This is a genomic window from Chryseobacterium sp. NFX27, assembly GCF_049887855.1.
Lineage (GTDB): Bacteria > Bacteroidota > Bacteroidia > Flavobacteriales > Weeksellaceae > Chryseobacterium.
This window is the reverse complement of the sequence record NZ_JAGEKK010000017.1, coordinates 81,298-102,511: the sequence shown is the minus strand read 5'-3', so window position 1 is coordinate 102,511 and position 21,214 is coordinate 81,298. Positions and strand designations below refer to the sequence as shown.

Below are 21,214 nucleotides of genomic sequence, written 5' to 3'. Positions count from 1 at the left end.
GCTTTTTACTAAAATATCAAAAAAATTCCTGAAAAAACAAATAACGGAAATCTAAACCTGAAAAATTGTAGATCGCAAACTTTGAGACACAAAAAAAGACTGCCCCTTTTGAGACAGCCTCTTTTTTGTTTTTGTCTCTCACAGACCAAGCAAATTTGGCAGATGATTCCGTTAAAAAAATCTGCAAAATCAGCGAGAAATTATATAGTTTTAATTAAAAGATTGCCGGAATTCCAAAGGCGACATCTTAGTTTTCTTTTTAAAAAGTGTACTAAAAGACTGAGAATGTTCAAAACCTAAAATATAAGCAATTTCACTTACAGAAAGATCGGTGGTTGAAAGCTTTTCTTTCGCTTTATTGATCAGCTTTTCATGGATATGCTGCTGCGTATTCTGTCCGGTATGAATTCTCAGAAGATCACTCAGGTAATTGGGAGAAAGATTCATCGCTTCCGCAATCTGATGTACGGTTAAAAGCCCCTTTTCTGCTGACTGTTCATCATCAAAATAATGATTCAGAAAACGCTCAAATTTTACCAATAATTGATGGTTATTGTTTTTCCGGGTGATAAACTGTCGCTCGTAAAAACGGTTGGAGTAGCTGAGAAGCAGATCAATTTGAGATAAAATAATTTCCTGGGTATGTCTGTCGATATACTGACATTCTTTATCTATTTTATGTAAAATATCGATGAGATTATTTTCTTCATCTTCAGATAAATGTAAGGCTTCATTCACAGCATAAGAGAAAAATCCGAAGCCTGAAATTGTATTCGCCAAAGGATGTTTCAGCAAAAAATCTTCATGAAAAATTAATAAATATCCGGAGCCGCATTCCATATTATGCCAATCTAAATATTGGACTTGATTGGGAGCTGTAAAGCTTAAAACTCCTTTGTCATAGTCGTAATGTTGCTGTCCGTATCTTATTTTTCCTTTTGCATCTCTTTTTAAAGCCACACAATAAAATCTGTTTACAAAACCTTTCCACACTTCATCTTCCAAAAAAATACTTTCGGATAAATTGATGACACTTACTAACGGATGCTTTGGTTCGGGCAGCGAAAGTAACCTGTGAAATGCTGAAATCGAAGAAATTGTATTCATCAGTGCAAATTTATAGTTTTAATAATCTAAAAGTCCCATACTGAATTCGTCATAAGGAGCACCCGTATCTGTTCCTAAAGGTACGATGTTTTCTATCCTTTGAAGTTCGCCTTCACTTAAAACAATTTTACCGGCTTCAATATTTTGCTCAAGATATTTTCTGCGCTTAGTTCCCGGAATCGGTAAAATTCCTTTGCTGATGATCCACGCCAAAGCCAATTGTGATGGTGTAATATTCTTTTCTTTAGCAATGGTTTCAATGGTTTCCACCAATTCAAGATTTTTATGAAAATGGTGCTCCTGAAAACGAGGAATTCCTCTGCGGAAATCATTTTCCGGCAAATCATCAATAGAACGGATCTGGCCGGATAAAAATCCTCGTCCCAAAGGTGAATAGGCCACAAAACCAATTCCCAATTCATTTAAAGTTTTGATCACACCTTTTTCCTCTACTGTTCTTTCGAATAAAGAAAATTCACTCTGTACAGCAGTAATGGGATGAACTGCATGTGCTTTTTTTACCGTTTCTGAAGATACTTCCGACAAACCGATATAGCCAACTTTTCCTTCTTTCACAAGATCGCTCATTGCCTCTACCGTTTCCTCGATCGGAGTGCTTTTATCCAAACGGTGCATATAATAAAGGTCTATATAATCGGTTTTAAGATTTTTAAGTGAACGCTCGACTGCTTTTCTTACATAATTTTTGTTTCCGTTAATCGCCCAGGTCACCTTATCATTATCATCTATTTCCCAGCCAAATTTTGTGGCAATGATGTACTTGTTACGATCTGTTCCAATGGCTTTTGCGATAAGCTGTTCATTTTTAAACGGGCCATACAAATCAGCCGTGTCCAGAAAGTTCCCACCCAATTCCAAAGAGCGGTGAATGGTTGCAATTGCTTCTTTTTCATCGGCCTCACCATAGATGTTCCCATCTTCAAAACCTGTCATTCCCATACATCCCAAACCGATATTCGGAACATGTAGTCCTTGATTTCCTAATTTTACTTTGTTCATATTCTGTTGATTTTTAATAAGACAAAATTCAGCAGAAATTAGGAGGTTGATGTATGCAAAATGATGATTATCGTATGCAAATTACGGATTGTACTTTTTACTTTAATTATAAAAGAAATTATAATACAATCATCTGTAAAATCTGTGGGACTAAAATTATTTTTTCGGCTTAGCACTCATATAAAAACTCAGCTTTCCACCTTTCATAATCTCAGAATGTTTCAATGTAAAGTTTTTAATTTCTTTGCCATTGAGAAGAATCTTTTCAACATAAACATTCTCCGGACTCTGATTGATGGCTTCAATCTCAAACCGTTTTCCGTTTTCTAAATTTAAAACAGCATTGTCAATCGCCGGGCTTCCCATCGCATAATCTTCCGAGCCCGGTGCTACAGGATAAAATCCGAGTGAGCTTAAAATATACCATGCACTCATCTGTCCCGCATCATCATTTCCGCCGAGACCATCCGGTGTAGCTTTGTACTGCATTTCCAAAATACGTCTGATCTGAGCCTGGGTTTTCCAGGGCTGTCCTGCCCAGTTGTAGAAATAGGCCACATGATGAGCCGGTTCGTTTCCGTGAACATAGCCGCCGATAATTCCTTCTCTTGTAATATCTTCTGTGTCTGCAAAAAACTCGTCGGGTAAATGCATTGTGAACAGTTCATCTAATTTTGAAGCGAATTTTTTCTTTCCGCCCATCAGTTGAATTAATTCATCCGGATTCTGAGGAACGAAGAAACTGTAGTTCCAGGAATTTCCTTCAATGAAACCCTGCCCATGAGTGCTTAGTACATCAAAATCTTTTTTGAAGCTGCCATCTGCTAACCGGGGACGCATGAAACCTGCTTTCGGATCAAAATTATTTTTCCAGTTTTCAGAACGTTTAATGAATTGGTTGTAAATTTCTGTTTCACCTAAATGTTTTGCAAGTTGGGCAATTGCCCAGTCATCATAAGCATATTCCAGAGTGTTGGAAACCGAAGTTCCGTTTTTCTCAGCCGGAATATATCCCATATCTATATAATATCCAATGCCTTCATAATCTCTCTTGTTAGCTGTTGCGACACAGGCTTTCAAGACTTCTTTAGGATCCCCGTTATAATTTCCTTTGATCACAGCATCGGCTGCTACGCTTACACTGTGATAGCCGCTCATGCACCAGTTGTCGTTGGCATAATGGGACCATATCGGAAGCATTTTCATGGAGAACTGGTCATAATGGGCCATCATCGATTTTACCATATCATTATTCCGTTTAGGCTGGATGATGTTAAAGAAAGGATGAAGGGCACGGTACGTATCCCAGATAGAGAAAGTAGTATAGCTAGTAAAACCTTCTGCCTTGTGAATATTCTGATCTAAACCTTTATATTCCCCATTGATATCCATGTAAGTGGTAGGACTGATAAAAGTATGATACATTGCCGTATAAAAGTTCGTCTTTTCGGTTTCAGAACCTTTGATGACAATTTTATTGAGCTCCTTATTCCAGTTTTCCTGGGCTTTGGCCTTTATCTGATCAAATGACAGGTTTCCGGTTTCTTTTTCCAGGTTTTCTAGTGCATTGGTTTGGCTTACGGGAGAAATGGCCAGCTTTACTTCGACTGCTTCATTCTCCTGAGTATCGAAATCAAAATACATTTTCAGATTTTTACCGGCAATCTCCGGGAAGTTTTTATTCTGGTCGAATTTTCTCCAGAAGCCTTTGTACACCTGAGGCCCGTCAAAGTTTTTCTGTCCGTATGATTTAAAAGGTTTTGAAAATTTCATAGCGAAATAAACTGTTCTGGTTCTTGCCCAGCCGTTGGTCTGGCGGTAGCCGGTTACCGTACCGTCATTTTCCACGCGTACGTAGGTCCATACATTTTTGCCTTCATAATTATAAATTCCTGCGGTAAGGTCTAAAATAATATGTGCCTGATCAGATTTGGGGAAAGTATATCGATGAACTCCGGTTCTTGTTGAAGCCGTCAGTTCTGCAAGAATATTGTGATCATCCAGCTTTACCTTATAATATCCGGCTTCAGCTTTTTCATTTTCATGGGAGAATCTGCTTCGGTAGCCGTTTTCAGGATGTGAGGCTGTCCCGGGATTCAGCTGCAGCTTTCCAACCGTTGGTATAATCAGAAAATCTCCAAGATCAGAATGCCCCGTTCCGCTGAAATGTGTTGAACTGAAACCTACAATGGTTTTGTCTTCATAGCGGTATCCCGCACAATATTTATAGACCTCGCCGTTGTATTTCCCATTGAGCTCATACGAAATAGTATCAGTTTCCGGGCTCAGCTGTACAGCTCCGAAGGGAACGGTAGCGCCCGGATAGGTATGACCCATTTTTTCAGTTCCTATTAAAGGATTTACATATTGATGGAGCTTTTCGAATTGTTGAGCTTTAAAATTTAAATTAAATAATAAAAATAATAGAAAAACAGAAGTTCCCGAATTTTTCATGAATAAGTAAATTTTCGAATGATAAAAGTAGTCAAAATCAAAGAATAATGTACAAATCTTTGTATTGCTTTGCGTTAATTATCGCAGGATAGACAAGATTTTTGAAAGTAATCCGCTTAATTAAAGATAAGGCACTTCGTTTACATCAGTAAGGCAAATGTGTATTTAATTATTTTTCAGAAAACCGGAAGCCTATTCCGTGCAGATTTTCGATAAGTATATTCTGCTCATCCGCGAACACTTTTCGCAGTCTGGAAATAAATACATCCAGACTCCGCCCCATAAAATAATCATCATCTCCCCAGATTGCCTTCAGTATATCCTGTCTTTTCACAACCGTATTTTTGTGGCGGATAAAATATAGGAGCAGATCAGACTCTCTTTGGGTAAGGGTAATGGTATTTCCTGTATCCTGAAGGGTGTAGTTCTTAGGATCAAAATAATATTTTCCCACTTTGTATTTTAGCGGTGAGGCCTCTGTTTTTCTGCTGCGTTTCAGGAAAACTTCAATCTTTAAAATTAATTCTTCTATACTGAATGGTTTTACCAGGTAATCATCGGCACCTATCTTGAGGCCTTTGATCCTGTCTTCTTTCAGGGCTTTTGCAGAAATGAAAATGATGGGAATTTCAGAGTTGTTATTACGGATGTGTTTTGCCAGCTCAAATCCGTTGAGTTCAGGCATCATAATATCCAGCAGACAGATATCAAAATTTTGGCTGTTGAATGCTTCAAGGGCAGATTGTCCATCGGGGTAATGATTTATATCATAATAGCTTTCCAGGCTGTCCTGGATGAGGAAAGCTATAGTAGTGTCATCTTCTGCATATAAAATTTTCGATTTTTCCATTACTTACATTATTAAATTTTAAACGGAAAAAACAGAGTGACGGTAATTCCTTTATCCGGATTATTTTCAACCGAAATTTTCCATTGATGCTGCTGAACAATTTTTTTTACATAAAATAAGCCTAGCCCAAAGCCATTGACCTCATCACTTTTTTTTGTACTGACCCTGTAAAACTTATCAAAAATATGAGGAATATTTTTAGCAGGAATCCCCATTCCGTTATCTTTAAACTTTAAATATAAGCCTTTTGAATCTTTATTTGATGAAATGGTAATATCGGGCTTCATATCACAATATTTAACAGAGTTATCCAAAATGTTGTAAATAATATTGGTAAAATGAAATTCATCTGCAACAATTGAAAGATGATCTTCAATATCTATATGGAGCCTAAGGTTTTCATTCTTTTGATGCAGGGTATCTGCAATTTCCTGAATAAATGGAAGTAGTACAATTTTCTGAGGCTTTAATGACAGTCCTGAAGCATCATTTTTCGCAATATTTAATATTTTTTCAATGTGGTTGTTGAGTTTGTAGCTTTGATTGATGATAATGGAGGTATATGCTTCCAGCTTAGAATTCTCCTGTATGATGTTGTGCTTGTTAAGAGCTTCCGATGCTAAAAGTATGGAAGATAAAGGCGTTTTAAATTCATGGGTCATATTATTGATAAAGTCCCTCTGCAGTTCTGAGAATTTTTTTTGCTGAATAATGGTATATATAGAATAAACATAGACAAGAAGAATGATGAAGAGTGCCAGCGTAAGCAAGTACCAAAACCGTAATGAACTTATCAGATAAGTTGTTTTGTCGGGAAAACGGATCGAAAAGTAATACGTCAGATTTTTATGTTTTGGAAAATTAATCATCTTATTACCGGGATTTTCCTGATGGCTCGAAATATATTTCCCATAAATCATTTTATCGCTGTGGCAGTTGTACAGGGCATATGTATAATCTGTATTGATTTGAAAACGGGTAAATTCTGTCTTAAGATAGTGTTCCAGAACTGCAGGGTGGAATTCATTGTTGATATTGACTACGTAGTAATCGTTGGCAATATTCTGTACAGGACTTTCAGTAAAAGAAGTTTTTCCGCCGGACAATTTTTCCACAACTTCCAGTAAAGCGATATTCACCTTCTGGTTAAATTTTTTATCTTCAAGATTATAAGCCTGCCGGGTCCATAAAAGCTGTGCCGTCATAATTCCGATGATAGCAAAGAGCCCGAGGGTTATAATAATATTGAGTTTTTTTATTTCCATTTCTGGAGCAATATTATCCAAAATATCTATTAAATTTTTATCATTAACAACTCGTTAACAAATGTTTGATAGCGATTAACAAGTTGTATAGGCAATCCGCTTTACATTTGCTGTATCAAAAGATAATAACCGATTTTTTTAATCTTGTAACTCTTAAAATTTATACTCATGAAAAAATTAAAAATCACAGCACTTTTAGCAGTTTTGGCATTCTCTCCGTTTTATGCCAATGTATTTCCTGTTGAAAGCAATTCAGTAGTAAAGATGATTGCAGATGCTATTAAATGGAAATCAGAATCTATAGACGTAGGAACCATTCCTCAGGGAAAACCTAAGCTCATCAGATTTGAATTCACCAATACCTCTTCAAAGCCGATCGTTATTGAAAATGTAGCTCCTTCATGCGGATGTACAACCGCAGATTATACTAAAACACCAATTCTTCCCGGAAAAAAAGGATTTGTAGAAGCGAGTTATAATGCAGCAAGCAAAGGTGCATTTATGAAAACAGTGAATGTTACGACCAGCGAGAGCAAAACTCCAAAAACACTTTCTTTCAAAGGAGTAGTTTCATAATAAAAATTTTACAGCCAGCCATTATAGAAATAACCTTGTATTCGTTGCAGGGTTATTTTTTTTATGATTTTAAACGCAGCAGCAGAATAACTATTTATAACATTATTATTTATCCCATTATTTTAAATGGCATCCATTCAATATTTAGTATTTTTAGGAAAAAATAAGATCATATGAATTTATATACACAGCCAATGTTGCGCGAAGGTGCATTACAGGATAAAGTAGCGATTGTAACGGGAGGCGGAAGCGGCCTTGGAAAAGCAATGACCAAATATTTTCTGGAACTGGGAGCAAAAGTGGTGATTACTTCCCGTAATCTGGAGAAATTACAGGGAACGGCAAAAGAACTGGAAGAGGAAACTGGCGGGAAAGTTCTGTGTGTTGCCTGTGACGTCAGAAACTGGGATGAGGTGGAAGCCATGAAAGAAGCAGCGTTGAAAGAATTCGGAAGAATAGATATTTTACTGAACAATGCAGCCGGAAACTTCATCTCTCCAACAGAACGACTGACACACTCGGCTTTTGATTCTATTTTGGATATTGTGTTAAAAGGAACAAAAAACTGTACCCTTTCTATCGGTAAGCATTGGATTGATTCCAAAAGCCCGGGAACTGTTTTAAATATTGTAACAACCTATGCATGGACAGGATCTGCTTATGTGGTTCCTTCCGCATGTGCCAAAGCAGGAGTTCTGGCAATGACCAGATCGTTAGCGGTAGAATGGGCAAAATATGGAATCCGCTTCAATGCAATTGCTCCGGGACCTTTTCCTACGAAAGGAGCATGGGACAGACTTCTTCCGGGAGATCTTCAGGAAAAATTCGATATGAGGAAAAAAGTTCCTTTGAGAAGAGTAGGAGAGCATCAGGAGCTGGCCAACCTTGCTGCTTATCTGGTTTCAGACTATTCTGCTTATATGAATGGGGAAGTAGTGACTATAGACGGTGGCGAATGGCTGCAGGGAGCCGGAGAGTTCAATATGCTTGAAGATATTCCAAAAGAAATGTGGGATGCACTGGAAGCGATGATTAAAGCTAAAAAGACAAATTAAATAAAATACTGATAAAATGACCCGGATTTGTAACGATTCCGGGTTTTTTTATAACTTATCACAGAAATAATATAACTTATTCCTATGAATTATAAACTTCCAGCCCTTATTGCAGCAGCAGCAGTCTTCCTTTTTTCAGGATCTGCTTTAGCACAGGAGACTCCGAAATATAGTTATGTAGAGGCATTTAAGCCTTTCTTTTATCCCCAGACCGGTACGGAAACCCGTTCTGCAAGCGGACAGCCGGGACATGCCTATTGGCAGAATTCGGCAGATTATGATCTGAATGTCAGCCTTAACGATGTAAAAAATGAAATCACCGGCACTGCTGAAATTACTTATACCAATAACAGTCCTGACCAGTTAGGCTTTTTATGGCTGCAGCTTGACCAGAATCTATTTGCAAAAGATTCCCGTGGTAATGCAGTTGTTCCGCCATCAGGAAGCAGAAACGGAGCTCACGGTGAAGAACTGGATGGAGGCTATAAAATTAAATCTGTAAAACTCGACGGTAAAGATGTGAAATATACCATTACCGATACCAGAATGCAGATCGATCTTCCTAAAGAACTGAAGGCGAAAGGCGGTACTGCTAAAATAAAAATTGAATATTCTTTTGTTTCTCCTGAATATGGATCTGACAGAATGGGAGTCCAAAATACTAAAAACGGTAAAATATTTACAGTCGCTCAATGGTATCCAAGAATGTGTGTTTATGATGATGTAATGGGCTGGAATACTCTTCCTTACATTGGAGCATCAGAATTTTATCTGGAATATGGCCGTATTACAGCCAATATTACAGTTCCGGCAAATCATTACGTGGTGGCATCCGGAGAACTTCTGAATTATAAAGAAGTATACAGTAAAGAAGAAAATAACCGCTGGGAACAGGCAAGGAACAGTGATAAAACAGTCATGATCCGTCCGGAATCTGAAATCGGAAAGAACCAAACCTCAGGGACAAAAACATGGAAATTTAAAATTGAACAGACCCGTGATTTTGCATGGGCTTCATCGCCGGCATTTATTCTGGATGCAGCAAAAATAAACCTTCCGAGTGGCAAAAAATCTGTGGCGATATCTGCTTATCCTGCAGAAAGCGCAGGCGAAAAGGCATGGGGCAGGTCTACAGAGTATACAAAGGCAGCCATTGAGCATTATTCTCATAAATGGTATGAATACACTTATCCGGCAGCAACCAATGTCGCAGGGAATGAGGGTGGTATGGAATATCCCGGGATTGTATTCTGCCATATGAATTCCGCCGGTGAAGGTCTTTGGGGAGTTACAGATCACGAATTCGGGCACAACTGGTTCCCGATGATTGTAGGTTCTAACGAAAGACTGTTTGCATGGATGGATGAAGGTTTCAATACCTTTATCAATGGGTTGTCGACGAAAGCGTTTAACAACGGAGAATACTATAAGAAGCAAGATATTGCCAAGAGTGGAGGCTTTATGATGGGTGATAATATTGAGCCCGTTATGGTAGGTCCGGATAATATGAAAGAAAGAAGTATAGGAGTTCTGGCTTACTTTAAGCCGGGAATGGGCCTGCAGATTTTAAGAGAGGCAATTTTAGGCCCTGAAAAATTTGATAAAGCTTTCAAAACCTACATTGACCGATGGGCTTTCAAACATCCTACCCCCTGGGATTTCTTCCATACAATGGAAAATGTTTCCGGAGAAGAACTGAACTGGTTCTGGAGAGGATGGTTTATCAATAAATGGAAGATCGATCAGTCCGTTAAAGAGGTAAAATACATCAACGGGGATTTTAAAAACGGTGCTCAGATCACAGTAGAAAATCTTGGACAGCTTCCGATGCCTACAACCGTTCAGGTGAAATTTAAAGACGGTACGAAACAGGTCGTAAAAATTCCTGTTGAGGTTTGGAAGCGCAACACGGAATGGCTGTTCAACATCAATTCAGAGAAAGAAGTTAGTGAAGTAATGCTTGATCCGGATTCTCTGGTTCCTGATGTTAATCCAAAGAATAATATCTGGCCTTCAGCACAGGCAAAGCCCGTTGAAAAGATCAATGCAAAAGATTTTGCAGGAACATATGGGATTGCAAGTGACCCGATCAAGCTGGTCTTTACCGATAAAAACGGCCAGCTGTATGTTAAAGCAGGAAACCAGCCGGAATTTCCCCTTCAATATATAGGAAGTAACCAGTTTACATTTGATGAGGCCGGAATAACCCTGGTGTTTAGCAAAGATAAAAAAGATCTTATTTTTAAACAGGCCGGAAGGGAATATAAATTTACCAAAGAATAAAAACATAGCTTTAAACAGTATTGAGAGACCTGGATTTCGCTTGAAATTCAGGGTTTTTAATAAAGATAGGTGGAAGTACTGCTGGATTTTTACCTCAATGATTGCAAGGTATATGATTAAATTTTTATAAATTAAACTGGATTCTTTTTTACTTTCAGCTGCTTTAGTTTCTTTTTTTATTTTAATCTGAGTTGATGATAAAAAATGCTTGAAACTAATTTTTATTTATCGCAAAGATAAACGAAGAAGATTTTCTGAGACGTATAGAAAGGGAAAGAGAGGCATTTCATTCAGCAAAGGAATACAAAATATTTTCCTGTGTATTGCTATCTATAAGTGGAACGGCTTTGTTTATCCTTGCGTTTATTAAGAACTATACCGAATTTGGAGTTAAATAAATTAATAATAATGTATCCTAAATCTTTATTGTCTCTCAAAAAGATATTCTATTTTTGTTATTCTAAATAAAATAGGATTATGAATTTCAGATTTTCAATGGTAACCTTGCTGTTCTTTGCACTGGGATTTTCACAGGACCTTAAAGTGATGAGTTTCAATATCAGGCTGCAGGTTACATCAGATAAGGAAAATGCCTGGACGGAAAGAAAACAGGATGCTGTGGATTTGTTAAATTATTATCATCCCGATTATTTCGGAGTTCAGGAAGCACTTCCTGAGCAGATGAAAGATATAAAGGACGGCCTTAAGAATTACGATTATGTAGGAGTAGGAAGAGATGACGGAAAGGATAAAGGTGAGTTTTCAGCTATTTTTTATGATACAAACAGACTTCAGGTGGTGAAATCCGGGACATTCTGGCTTTCGGAAACACCGGAAAAACCTTCCAGAGGATGGGATGCTGCCCTTAATAGAATCTGTACCTATGCTTTCTTTAAGGATAAAAAGTCAAAAAAAGAATTTCTGGCGATGAACCTTCATTTTGATCATATCGGAAATGTGGCAAGAGTGAAATCTTCTGAACTTATTCTGAAGAAAATTAAAGAGATGAATCCTAAAAACCTTCCTGTAACTTTAAGCGGAGATTTTAATTTAACAGAAGATTCTGAGCCGATAAAAATCCTTTCCCAGAATTTGAATGACAGCTTTTATCATTCCGAAACAAAACCTTACGGGCCAAAAGGAACATTTACCGCTTTCAATGTGAATGAAATTCCTAAAGACAGAATCGATTATATTTTTGTAAAAGGGTTTACAATAAAATCCCAGAGACACATCAACGACAGAAGAGGAAACCTGCTGTATCCATCGGATCATTTTCCGGTATTGGCAGAGCTTTCTTATTAATTGGAGATCAGCTCACCGGGAAATCAACTTCAAATCCAATGCCTCTCAGAGATTGGATTTTTATTTTGGGGTCATTCATAAAATATTTGCGGAGCCGGCTGATAAATACATCAAGGCTTCTTCCTGTAAAATAATCATTCGTCTCCCAAAGATTATCCAAAATGTCATCTCTTTTAATCATTGTACCGTTATGTTTCAGAAGATACAGAAGAAGTTCCCGTTCCCGGATTGTAAGACGGGTGTTTCCTTCAGGATGGGAAAGCAGCAGCTTTTCAGTATCTAAAGAATAACTTCCGATCTTTATTTGTGGTGAAACGGCTGGCTGAGTCCTTTTCAGAATATTTTTGATTCTTAAAACCAGCTCTTCCGGATCGCAGGGTTTAGCAATATAATCATCTGCTCCTATCTTTAGCCCCATCAGGCGGTCTATTTTCTGGTTCTTGGCAGTCAGGAAAAGTAAGGGGAAATTGTTTTTCTCCTTTAGGATCATTTTTGCTAAAGAAAAACCGTCGATCGAGGGCATCATAATATCCAGAATGCCGATATGAAAAGGAAAATCTGTACTTAGAAGGCGGACAATGTCTTCCGGATTCTGAAACCATGCTACTTCAAAATTTTCCAGTTCCAGATACTGTTTCAGAATCATTCCGAAATCCGGATCGTCTTCGGCCAGAAGAATCTTAGTTTTCATAAGGAATAGATATTTTAAAGGCAGTTTCAGTTTTAGGACGGCTGGAAACCTCTATGCTGCCATGGTATTTCATTACTATTTTTTTTACAAAATAAAGCCCTAACCCCAGGCCTTTGGTGTTATGGACATTATTAGACTGGATCCTGTAAAATTTTTCAAAAATGTGATCAAGTTCTTTTTTCTCTATACCACAGCCGTTGTCGTGGACCTCTATTTTAAGATGTTGAGAACTGTCGTTGATATTGATTTTTATATGGGAAGCTCCATACTTTACGCTGTTTTCACCAAGGTTTTTGATCAGGGTTTCCATGAGATTTTTATCAAAAGGAAGCTCTTTTGAAACCTGGCTGGTCAGTTCAAAATTTGTCTCAGGATAGGTAAAGGCGAGGTCCTGCACAAAAAAGCTCCAATCTTCAGGTTTTACAGACCGAACTTCTCCAGCTGTTTCATCCCTGTGAAGCTGAAGCATCAGATTTTCCAGTCGGCTGATCTGTCGGTCGATCAGCGGCAGAGTTTCAGGATTCCATTCTTTTTTTAAAGCTTTCGATGCGATCTTTAAAGTGGCAATCGGGGTTTTGAATTCATGGGAAATATTATCCACCACAGTATGGAGAACTTCAATCTGTTTCTGTTGCCGGGCTAAATTTTTAATGGTGAAAATATAAATCAGCAGAACACTGGCAAGGATTGCTGCACAGCATATTGTCAGCAGGGCAAGCTCTTTGAATATAATTGTTTTGATGTTTAAGATTTCAAAGCCTGTAGTGCTTTTTAGAAGAAAAGAATCGTTTCGGCCGGGTCTGCCGTCTTTAGTACTGGATTTTGATGTTGTTTCCCATTTGCCAGTATTGGAAATCTTGGGGGCCGTGACTTTATTTCTGGTTTCGTATACTGTGATCGGCTGATTGATCAGGTGGGTGCTGTCAGGAATATAAATGATCGAAATATATTCTGTTTTTGTCGCAATTTTATACCCTTCTTTTTTAAAACGGCTGTCTACATAATTGCTTAAATGTTTTTCGTTAGCTTTTCTGTTTTTTTCAAAATAAGCTAAGAAGTCTTTTTTACTTATCTTTTTGTCATGATACCTGATCAGGATCTTCTGGATAGAGTCATCTGTCTTATTTGCTATACCACCCAGATCCTCCAGTTTATCGGTGTAGTTGGTGAGGCCTTCGTGCACGGTTCTGTAGATTTCCCGTTCCTTTACCTGATATGTTTTGTACATAAAATATGCCTGTATTCCGAGCAGAAGCAGGAACAGTGCGGCGAAAAGGGCAATAAGATATTTACTTTTGGACATCATTGAAACAAAGATAAAACTTTAGACTTTCCCTTGTCTGGCATTAACCCATCATTAACCTTCCATTAACCGAAATTATCTCGACAAATACAGAATTTTGGACCGTCAAGTAAACTAACATCCATGCTTTTCAGAATCAATTATGTATAAAATTTTTCTTCTCCTGCTTTTTCCTGTGCTCCTGTCCGCACAGGTGCAGATGATCAAAGGATCAGTGACGGACACTGAGAATGGAAAGATATCCTCTGCGGATATCGGAATTTACAATTTAAAAAATGAACTGATAAAAACACTGAAAACAGAGACTGACGGGCAGTTCCATGTAGAAGGAATAACCATTGATTCCATAAAAATAACAGTCAAAAAAACAGATTATATTCCTTTTGAAAGAATTGTAGATCCACAAAAGGAGAATGAACTTAAGATCATTCTTACGAAAGAACCCCAGGAAATAGAAGCTGTCGTGATGACCAAACAGAAACCTGTGGTCACCAGAAAAATTGACCGCCTGGAATTTAATGTCGAAAATACTAATGTTTCTTCGCTTAATGCATGGGAGATATTGAAGAAGACACCCAATGTGACGATCAATAATGATGTAATCGCGATTAAAGGAGGAACAGGAATTCTGGTCACTATTAATGATAAAAAAGTAATGCTTACGGGAGATGAGCTTAAGAATTTTCTGGAAAACACCCAGGGAGACGAAATAAAATCGGTAGAAGTGATCACCAATCCACCCGCAAAATATGAAGCATCCGGAAGCGCAGTACTGAATATTGTAATGAAGAAGAATAAGATTGAAGGCTACCGTGGAATTGTTTCATCAAAATATGTTCAGACCCAATATGCAAAAGGAGTTGTGGGAGTATCCCAGTATTACAAAAAAGATAAACTTTCATTGATGGGAAGTTATTACAGAGGTTTTGGAACCTATTACCGGGAGGGAACAGACTATGTAAATTACCAGGAAAGCCAGAGGAGATGGGTGAGTACCATGAACAGAAGGGACAAGAACAGGGCACAGAATACCGTTAACTTCAATGCAGAATATGAAATTGACAGTCTGACCAATCTGAGTCTGAATTATTCAGGGTATTTCAGCCCGAAGTCTTTTGGGACTTATGTGGTGCCTACACTGATCTACAACAGTCAGGATATTGCTGAGTCAGATTATACAACCATTAACGATCACCAGTCCCGGACGATCAATAATTCACTGAGTTTTCAGATTGACAGAAAAATTAATAAGAAGACTCATCTTTCATGGATCAGTTATTTTACCGGGAACAATATGGATAAATATCAGAATGTCCTTACCCATCTGAATTTTGCTGGGGAAGTACCAAAGATTGATAATTTTTTCACTCAAAATAAAACGGATGTTCAGCTGTATTCTACTCAGGCCGATTATCAGTGGAAAGATAAAAAACTTGAAATGGAGTCCGGAATCAAGTACAGTTTTGTGAAAACAATGAGTGGTCTCGATTTTTCTGATAACGAAAACGGATCCTTACAATTACGTCCGGAGAAAAGCAGCCTGTTTGATTACAAGGAACATAATTTTGCGGTCTATTCTTCACTGGCTTATAATCTGGGAAAGTGGAATTTTAAAGGGGGTCTCCGGGCTGAGATGACGGATCTGGAAGGAGTAGTCTCCGAGCCTTACGAACGCAACAAAAATAAATACTGGAGTCTTTTTCCGACTTTCTATGTTCAGTATTCTACAGAAAGTAAGCATGAATTCGGGTTCTCCTATGGCAAAAGGATCAGCAGGCCTTCTTATGCATGGCTGAATCCCGCGAAGTCATATTATAATTTATTCTCCTATTATCAGGGAGATCCGAAACTTAAAGCTACGATCATTCATAATCTCAATCTGACCTATACCTGGAAAGGCTGGAATCTGGATTTGTACTACAGGAAGGAGGTCTATCCTTCTATGGAAATTTCATATCAGGAACCCAGTACGAATAATCTGATCTATTATTTTACCAATATTGAAAAAGGCCAGGCTTTTGGAGCCAGCCTGTACAAGAACTTTCAGATTAAACCGTGGTGGACGCTGATTCTTTCTGAAAACCTGGAGTACAACGAAAATTATTTCAAAGGGCTTGATGGTCTCCTGTATAAAAATAAGGTATGGAACTGGGTATCTAATGTTTCAACAGCCATTACGTTAGATAAAAGTAATGACTGGAAAATGGAAATGGGTCACAAATACTATTCGCCCGGAATACAGGGAACTTTCAGAATTTCCAGTGCATGGTCTGCGTATTTTGTGATGAACCGGAAATTTTTTGATAAAAAACTGGAAGCTTCATTTATTTTTAATGATATTTTCAGAAGCATGGGGCAGAAGATAAGTACAAAATATGCCAATCAGGACAATTATTTTTTGGATTACGGAGATACTCAGGGATTCACGCTTTCTCTGAAATTCAATTTCGGCAACCAGTCGGTGAAAAATGCTAAGACGATTAAGAAAACAGATGAAGCGGATAGATTGTAGAATTCGGGGTACGAGTTTGAGAGTTTGAGAAAGTTATGAATTATAAGTTTTGTGGTGAGGATCTTGATTTGGAGGATTTTCACATTTCACTTGCGCAGCAAAATTGACCATTGACGTTTCTCAATCTCAATCATTGAGCCTAACGACCAATAGTACTTCCGTCTTCTGGCATCCATCTTCCTTTCTTATTAAAACTAATATCCATAAAGCATTATTATAAAAGAAATTCCTTTTCTGTGTGACATTTTCGCTAATTTTGATGTTTATTTTTAAAAATTAGAGATATGAAACGATTTCTTTATGCTCTGGTAGTTACTGTTTCGATGCAGCATATTGCTGCCCAGGAGCTGTATATGCCAAGAAATATTAAGAAAGCCTATGAAAAAGGAACCCGTGATATTTCCGGCGCTCCGGGCAAAAACTATTGGCAGAATAAAGGGATTTATAATGTTGAGGTAAAAGTGGATGCCGGAAGCAAAACGGTTTCAGGAAAAGAAACGATCACATACATCAATAACAGCCCCGATGAACTTCACGAACTGGCGATCAGATTTGTAAACAACCTTCATAAGCCGCAGTCTCCGAGGTCTGGTTCCGTATCCACAGATTTTCTGTCTTCAGGGCTTTATATTAAATCATTGATTATTAATGGTGAAAAATATGCCGTAAACAGTGATGATTGGGGCACCGTAGAAAAAATAAAGCTCAATAAAGTACTTAAGGCCGGAGCAAAAGCTGATGTGAAAATAGAATGGGAGTATCCTCTTTCTGTACAGAGCGGAAGGGAAGGGCAAATAGATCCTGAAACTTTTTATGTAGCCTATTCTTTCCCGAGGATTTCCGTTTATGATGATTATAATGGCTGGGATATGCTTCCCCATTCGGATAGACAGGAATTTTATAATGATTTTAATGATTACAGTTTTGCCATCTATGCTCCCAAAAATTTTGTAGTATGGGCAACCGGCGATTTTCTGAATCCCGAAGCAGTACTTCAGCAGGAATATTTAAAAAGATATAAAGCCTCTCTTAGAAGCGACAAAGTGATCCATATTGCTTCCGAACAGGAAATGAGATCCGGAAAAGTGACCAAGCAGAACAAATGGAATATCTGGAAATTCAAAGCAAACCATATTACGGATTTCTGTTTCGCATTAAGCAGTCATTATGTTTGGGATGCGGCAAGTGTACAGTTAAAAACGAAAAGAGCAAGTGTTCAGGCAGGATATAAAGCCGGAGCAAAAGATTTTGAGCAATATGTAGACTGGATGCGCTATAATCTGGACTGGTTCTCAAAGAAATGGCCCGGCGTGGAATATCCTTATAATGTCATGACTGCGATTCAGGGATATGCCGATATGGAATACCCAATGATGATTAATGATACAAGTATTCCTGACGATCTCCGTGATGCAAGACTTACCGCAGATCATGAGATTGCTCACACCTACTTTCCTTTTTATATGGGAATCAATGAGACCCGGTATGCTTTTATGGATGAAGGCTGGGCAACTACCCTTGAGTACCTGATCGGTATTGATGAAAATGGTGAAGCTGCAGCAAAAGAATTCTATAAAAATTTCCGGGTTAAAAAATGGATCAATGACCCTTCTGCAGAACAGGATCAACCTATTATTACAATGAGTACACAGGTAAGCGGAACCGGATATGGAAACAATTCCTATGTAAAAGCATCTCTTTCGTATCTTGCACTGAAAGATTATTTAGGAGACGAACTGTTCAAGAAAGCGCTTCTGCATTATATGAACAACTGGAATGGAAAGCATCCTGCACCTTGGGATTATTTTAATTCAATGAATACAGGCTCCGGAAAAAATCTGAACTGGTTTTTTCAAAACTGGTTTTATACCAATAATTATATTGATCTGAAAATAACTGATATTTCACAGCTCAACGATCTCCTTACAGTCAATATAGATAATGTTGGCGGGTTTGCGATTCCTTTTGATGCTGTTTTAAATTATGAAGACGGATCAGTTGAAAAGCTTCACTTTTCACCTTCCTTATGGGAAAAGAACCAGAAGCAGGCAGACCTCGCCATTCCTATTAAAAAGAAAGTGAAATCGGTGACTCTGGATGGAGATATTTTTATGGATTATACGCCCGAAAATAATACGAAATCATTATAAAAGAAAAGCCTGAATGAAAAATTCAGGCTTTTTTATGAAGTTAATTAAATTTTAATAAAGTCTTAATCCTGATCTTGCTCCTGTAGAAGCGATTACCGACTGAACTCTTGTTTTTTGTCCTGCTGAGAACATAAACATGGCAGCATCATCTACATAATCCATATAGTTCATAAACATTACAGATCTTTGAACTCCGCTACATGTGTTGTATAATGGATAAGTTGGTTTTCCATAATTAGCAGTAGTCTGTGTAGGAGTATCTGTAACCTGGTCATTACCACAGCTCGCATCTCCCCAGATGTGTCTAAGATTTAAATAGTGTCCCACTTCGTGTGTTGCAGTTCTTCCTAAGTTAAAAGGTGAAGCTGCTCCGGTTTTTCCAAAGTATGGAGCGGCAATAGCTACACCGTCATTCCATAATCCTGCAGATTCAGGGAACGTAGCGTACCCAAGAATAGTTCTTCCCTGACTTGTCATTTTACCTACAACCCAGATGTTTAAGTAATTTGCCGGGCTTGTAGCATCAATTCCTCCTTTGGATGCTTTTTTCATGTCATCATTGGTTGCCCAGCTTGTTTTGCTTGTAGCTTTTCTTATGGTATTGACCAATCTGAATTTTACTTTTGTATCACCGGCACTTACAGTCTGGAATTCAGCAGGGATTTTACTGGCATCAGCATTTGTTCCTGTGAAGTCAGCATTCAGTACTGCAATTTGTTCTGCGATTTTTGCATCAGATACATTTTCTGCAGTAGTTTTATATAATACATTCACGACAACCGGAATTTCTACAGTACCATCTGCGAGAACTTTTCCAAGCTTTAATTCATTAGCGAATTTTTCTGTATTCGCTTCTAGTGTTACAAAATTTTGTCTAAGTTGAGCATTGTTTTTTAATGCCTCCTGTCTTACTTCTTCGGATGCACAACCCCTTTTGGATAGATCAGCTGAAGTGATCTCTTCATTTGCCGGGTTTTCATTTTGGTTCGACATATTGTCGCTGTTACAAGCAGACATGAAGCTTAATACAACTGCTCCAAATAATAATTTTTTCATAAGCTTATTTTCTATAATTTCTGTTGGTGAATTTATATTATTTGAAATTATTGTGCAACACATTTTTAATATTTTATTAAAAATGTGTTAACATTTGGCTTGAATTATTATGCATTTCATATGTTATTTAAATGAATGTTGATTTATTGTTAATTTTGAATGTTATAAATTAATTGGATTATTTTTTTTTAAGTATAACGTAATTTTAATTTTTGTAGATTTTAAGTAGATTATTGTATTTATTATTATGCTATTAATAAAATAAAATAGTTGGTTTTAATCGGTAAAATATTTTTTTTGAAAAAAACATTTTTTCATTCTGATATTCCTAAATCTGATTTTATATAACAAGTCGTAAAACAATACGGCTTATCATAAAAATAAATAGCCTGAATTAACATGTAATCCAGACTATTCTATTTAAGTTTATTAGATGTAAATTATCTCAATCCGGCTCTTGGACCGGCTGCAGCCACTACTGCCTGCATTCTTGTTTTTTGATTCGCCGAGAACATAAACATTGCTTTATCATCTACATAATCCATATAATTCATGAACATCTGAGAACGGCTTACACCTCCGCAGATTCTGTTTAAAGGATATGATGGTGTTCCGTAGTTAGGTCCTGGAGAAGTAGGAGTGTCACTGGAATAATCTGTCTGACAGCCTGTGTTGGATGATCCCCAAAGGTGAGGCAGATTTAAATAATGGCCTACTTCATGCGTAACTGTTCTGCCTAAATTGAACGGAGCAGAAGCGCCTGTTTTCCCAATAAACTGATAGCCTATTACAAGACCGTCATACCATAGCCCCGCAGACTCAGGATAATAAGCATATCCCAGTGTTCCGGGTTGGCTGTTCTCATCAAGGATAGAATTAACCACCCAGATATTCATGTTTTTAGTTGGATCAGTTGCGTTAATACCTCCGGTAGTCGATTTTTTCATTTCTTCAAGATCGGATCTCCAGCCTGTTTTTGTACTTTGCTTACGGTTGGTGGTTACCAGTCTGAAACGGATTTTTACATCGCCGGCTGCAGAAGGCTGGAATGCTGACGGTATTTGATTAACATCAGAATTGGTAGCGCCGTAATCTGCATTCAGAACTGCGATTTGCTCAGCAATTCTTGCATCAGAAATATTTTGGGTAGAAGTGTTATAGATTACATTGAAAACAACCGGAATTTCTACCGTGCCGTCTGCAAGTACCTTGCCCATTGTAAGATCTCTAGAAAATTTATCAGACTGCAGTTCATTAGCTTCAAATCTGGCTCTTAGTGCCGGATCGCTTTTAAGTGCCTTTTCCCTGATGATGTCAGAAGGACAGGTTCTTTTTGATGCCATAGCGCCTGAAAGATTTCCCGGATCCTGAGATATATCCTCCTGATTGGACATATTATCACTGTTACAAGCTGACATGAAGCCCAGGACAAGGGCTCCTAATAATAGTTTTTTCATAATATATTGTAAATGGTTTGCGATCCAAATTTATATTATAAAAAATTAATACACAAAAATATTCACACTTATTTGAATAATTATTATTAAACACCGGTGGTTATTGCATATTATGTGGTTTTTGGTTGTT

General features: G+C 37.7%; 15 protein-coding genes. 6 read left to right on the top strand and 9 right to left on the bottom strand.

Annotated features, from left to right (window positions below; translation table 11 throughout):
- Positions 1-210: 210 nt before the first annotated feature.
- From J4Q03_RS17125 to J4Q03_RS17105, 5 genes are all read right to left on the bottom strand, one after another.
- Complete coding sequence (locus J4Q03_RS17125) at positions 211-1,107, bottom strand: helix-turn-helix domain-containing protein (RefSeq protein ID WP_426049335.1); 897 nt, start codon at positions 1,105-1,107, stop codon at positions 211-213.
- Between the two features lie 18 nt (positions 1,108-1,125).
- Positions 1,126-2,127: an aldo/keto reductase gene (locus J4Q03_RS17120; protein ID WP_426049334.1), complete on the bottom strand. Its 1,002-nt coding sequence runs from the start codon at positions 2,125-2,127 to the stop codon at positions 1,126-1,128.
- 156 nt (positions 2,128-2,283) lie between these two features.
- Positions 2,284-4,581 (bottom strand): GH92 family glycosyl hydrolase, encoded by a 2,298-nt coding sequence (locus tag J4Q03_RS17115; RefSeq protein ID WP_426049333.1) that lies wholly within the window; start codon positions 4,579-4,581, stop codon positions 2,284-2,286.
- Positions 4,582-4,750: 169 nt separating this feature from the next.
- Entirely contained in the window at positions 4,751-5,431 is a 681-nt protein-coding gene (locus J4Q03_RS17110) for a response regulator transcription factor (RefSeq protein WP_426049332.1), read from the bottom strand.
- An 11-nt stretch (positions 5,432-5,442) separates the two neighbouring features.
- Positions 5,443-6,696, bottom strand: a complete 1,254-nt coding sequence (locus tag J4Q03_RS17105) for a sensor histidine kinase (protein WP_426049331.1) — start codon at positions 6,694-6,696, stop codon at positions 5,443-5,445.
- A gap of 168 nt (positions 6,697-6,864) precedes the next feature.
- On the opposite strand from J4Q03_RS17105, the gene J4Q03_RS17100 reads away from it, so the two are divergent.
- The 4 genes from J4Q03_RS17100 (at position 6,865) to J4Q03_RS17085 (ending at position 11,915) form a co-directional block, all read left to right on the top strand.
- Positions 6,865-7,272, top strand: coding sequence for a DUF1573 domain-containing protein (locus J4Q03_RS17100; protein WP_426049330.1), 408 nt, complete (start codon positions 6,865-6,867; stop codon positions 7,270-7,272).
- 173 nt (positions 7,273-7,445) lie between these two features.
- Positions 7,446-8,327 carry an SDR family oxidoreductase gene (locus J4Q03_RS17095; RefSeq protein ID WP_034703011.1) on the top strand — a complete coding sequence of 294 codons (882 nt, stop codon included), beginning with the start codon at positions 7,446-7,448 and terminating at the stop codon, positions 8,325-8,327.
- Between the two features lie 84 nt (positions 8,328-8,411).
- A complete protein-coding gene (locus tag J4Q03_RS17090) occupies positions 8,412-10,610 on the top strand; it encodes a M1 family metallopeptidase (RefSeq protein WP_426049329.1) in 2,199 nt (732 codons plus the stop codon).
- Between the two features lie 477 nt (positions 10,611-11,087).
- Positions 11,088-11,915, top strand: coding sequence for an endonuclease/exonuclease/phosphatase family protein (locus J4Q03_RS17085; RefSeq protein ID WP_426049328.1), 828 nt, complete (start codon positions 11,088-11,090; stop codon positions 11,913-11,915).
- A 7-nt stretch (positions 11,916-11,922) separates the two neighbouring features.
- On the opposite strand, the gene J4Q03_RS17080 is transcribed toward J4Q03_RS17085, so the two are convergent.
- Both J4Q03_RS17080 and J4Q03_RS17075 read right to left on the bottom strand, forming a co-directional pair.
- Positions 11,923-12,606 (bottom strand): response regulator transcription factor, encoded by a 684-nt coding sequence (locus J4Q03_RS17080; protein ID WP_426049327.1) that lies wholly within the window; start codon positions 12,604-12,606, stop codon positions 11,923-11,925.
- Positions 12,596-13,912 (bottom strand): sensor histidine kinase, encoded by a 1,317-nt coding sequence (locus tag J4Q03_RS17075; protein WP_426049326.1) that lies wholly within the window; start codon positions 13,910-13,912, stop codon positions 12,596-12,598. The genes J4Q03_RS17080 and J4Q03_RS17075 overlap by 11 nt, the downstream gene beginning before the upstream one ends.
- A 139-nt stretch (positions 13,913-14,051) precedes the next feature.
- On the opposite strand from J4Q03_RS17075, the gene J4Q03_RS17070 reads away from it, so the two are divergent.
- Entirely contained in the window at positions 14,052-16,421 is a 2,370-nt protein-coding gene (locus J4Q03_RS17070; RefSeq protein WP_426049325.1) for an outer membrane beta-barrel protein, read from the top strand.
- A 284-nt stretch (positions 16,422-16,705) separates the two neighbouring features.
- Complete coding sequence (locus J4Q03_RS17065; RefSeq protein ID WP_426049324.1) at positions 16,706-18,571, top strand: M1 family metallopeptidase; 1,866 nt, start codon at positions 16,706-16,708, stop codon at positions 18,569-18,571.
- 51 nt (positions 18,572-18,622) lie between these two features.
- Here J4Q03_RS17065 and J4Q03_RS17060 read toward each other — a convergent pair whose 3' ends face one another.
- Entirely contained in the window at positions 18,623-19,627 is a 1,005-nt protein-coding gene (locus J4Q03_RS17060; RefSeq protein WP_426049323.1) for a zinc metalloprotease, read from the bottom strand.
- Between the two features lie 440 nt (positions 19,628-20,067).
- Complete coding sequence (locus J4Q03_RS17055) at positions 20,068-21,084, bottom strand: zinc metalloprotease (protein WP_426049322.1); 1,017 nt, start codon at positions 21,082-21,084, stop codon at positions 20,068-20,070.
- Positions 21,085-21,214 lie beyond the last annotated feature (130 nt).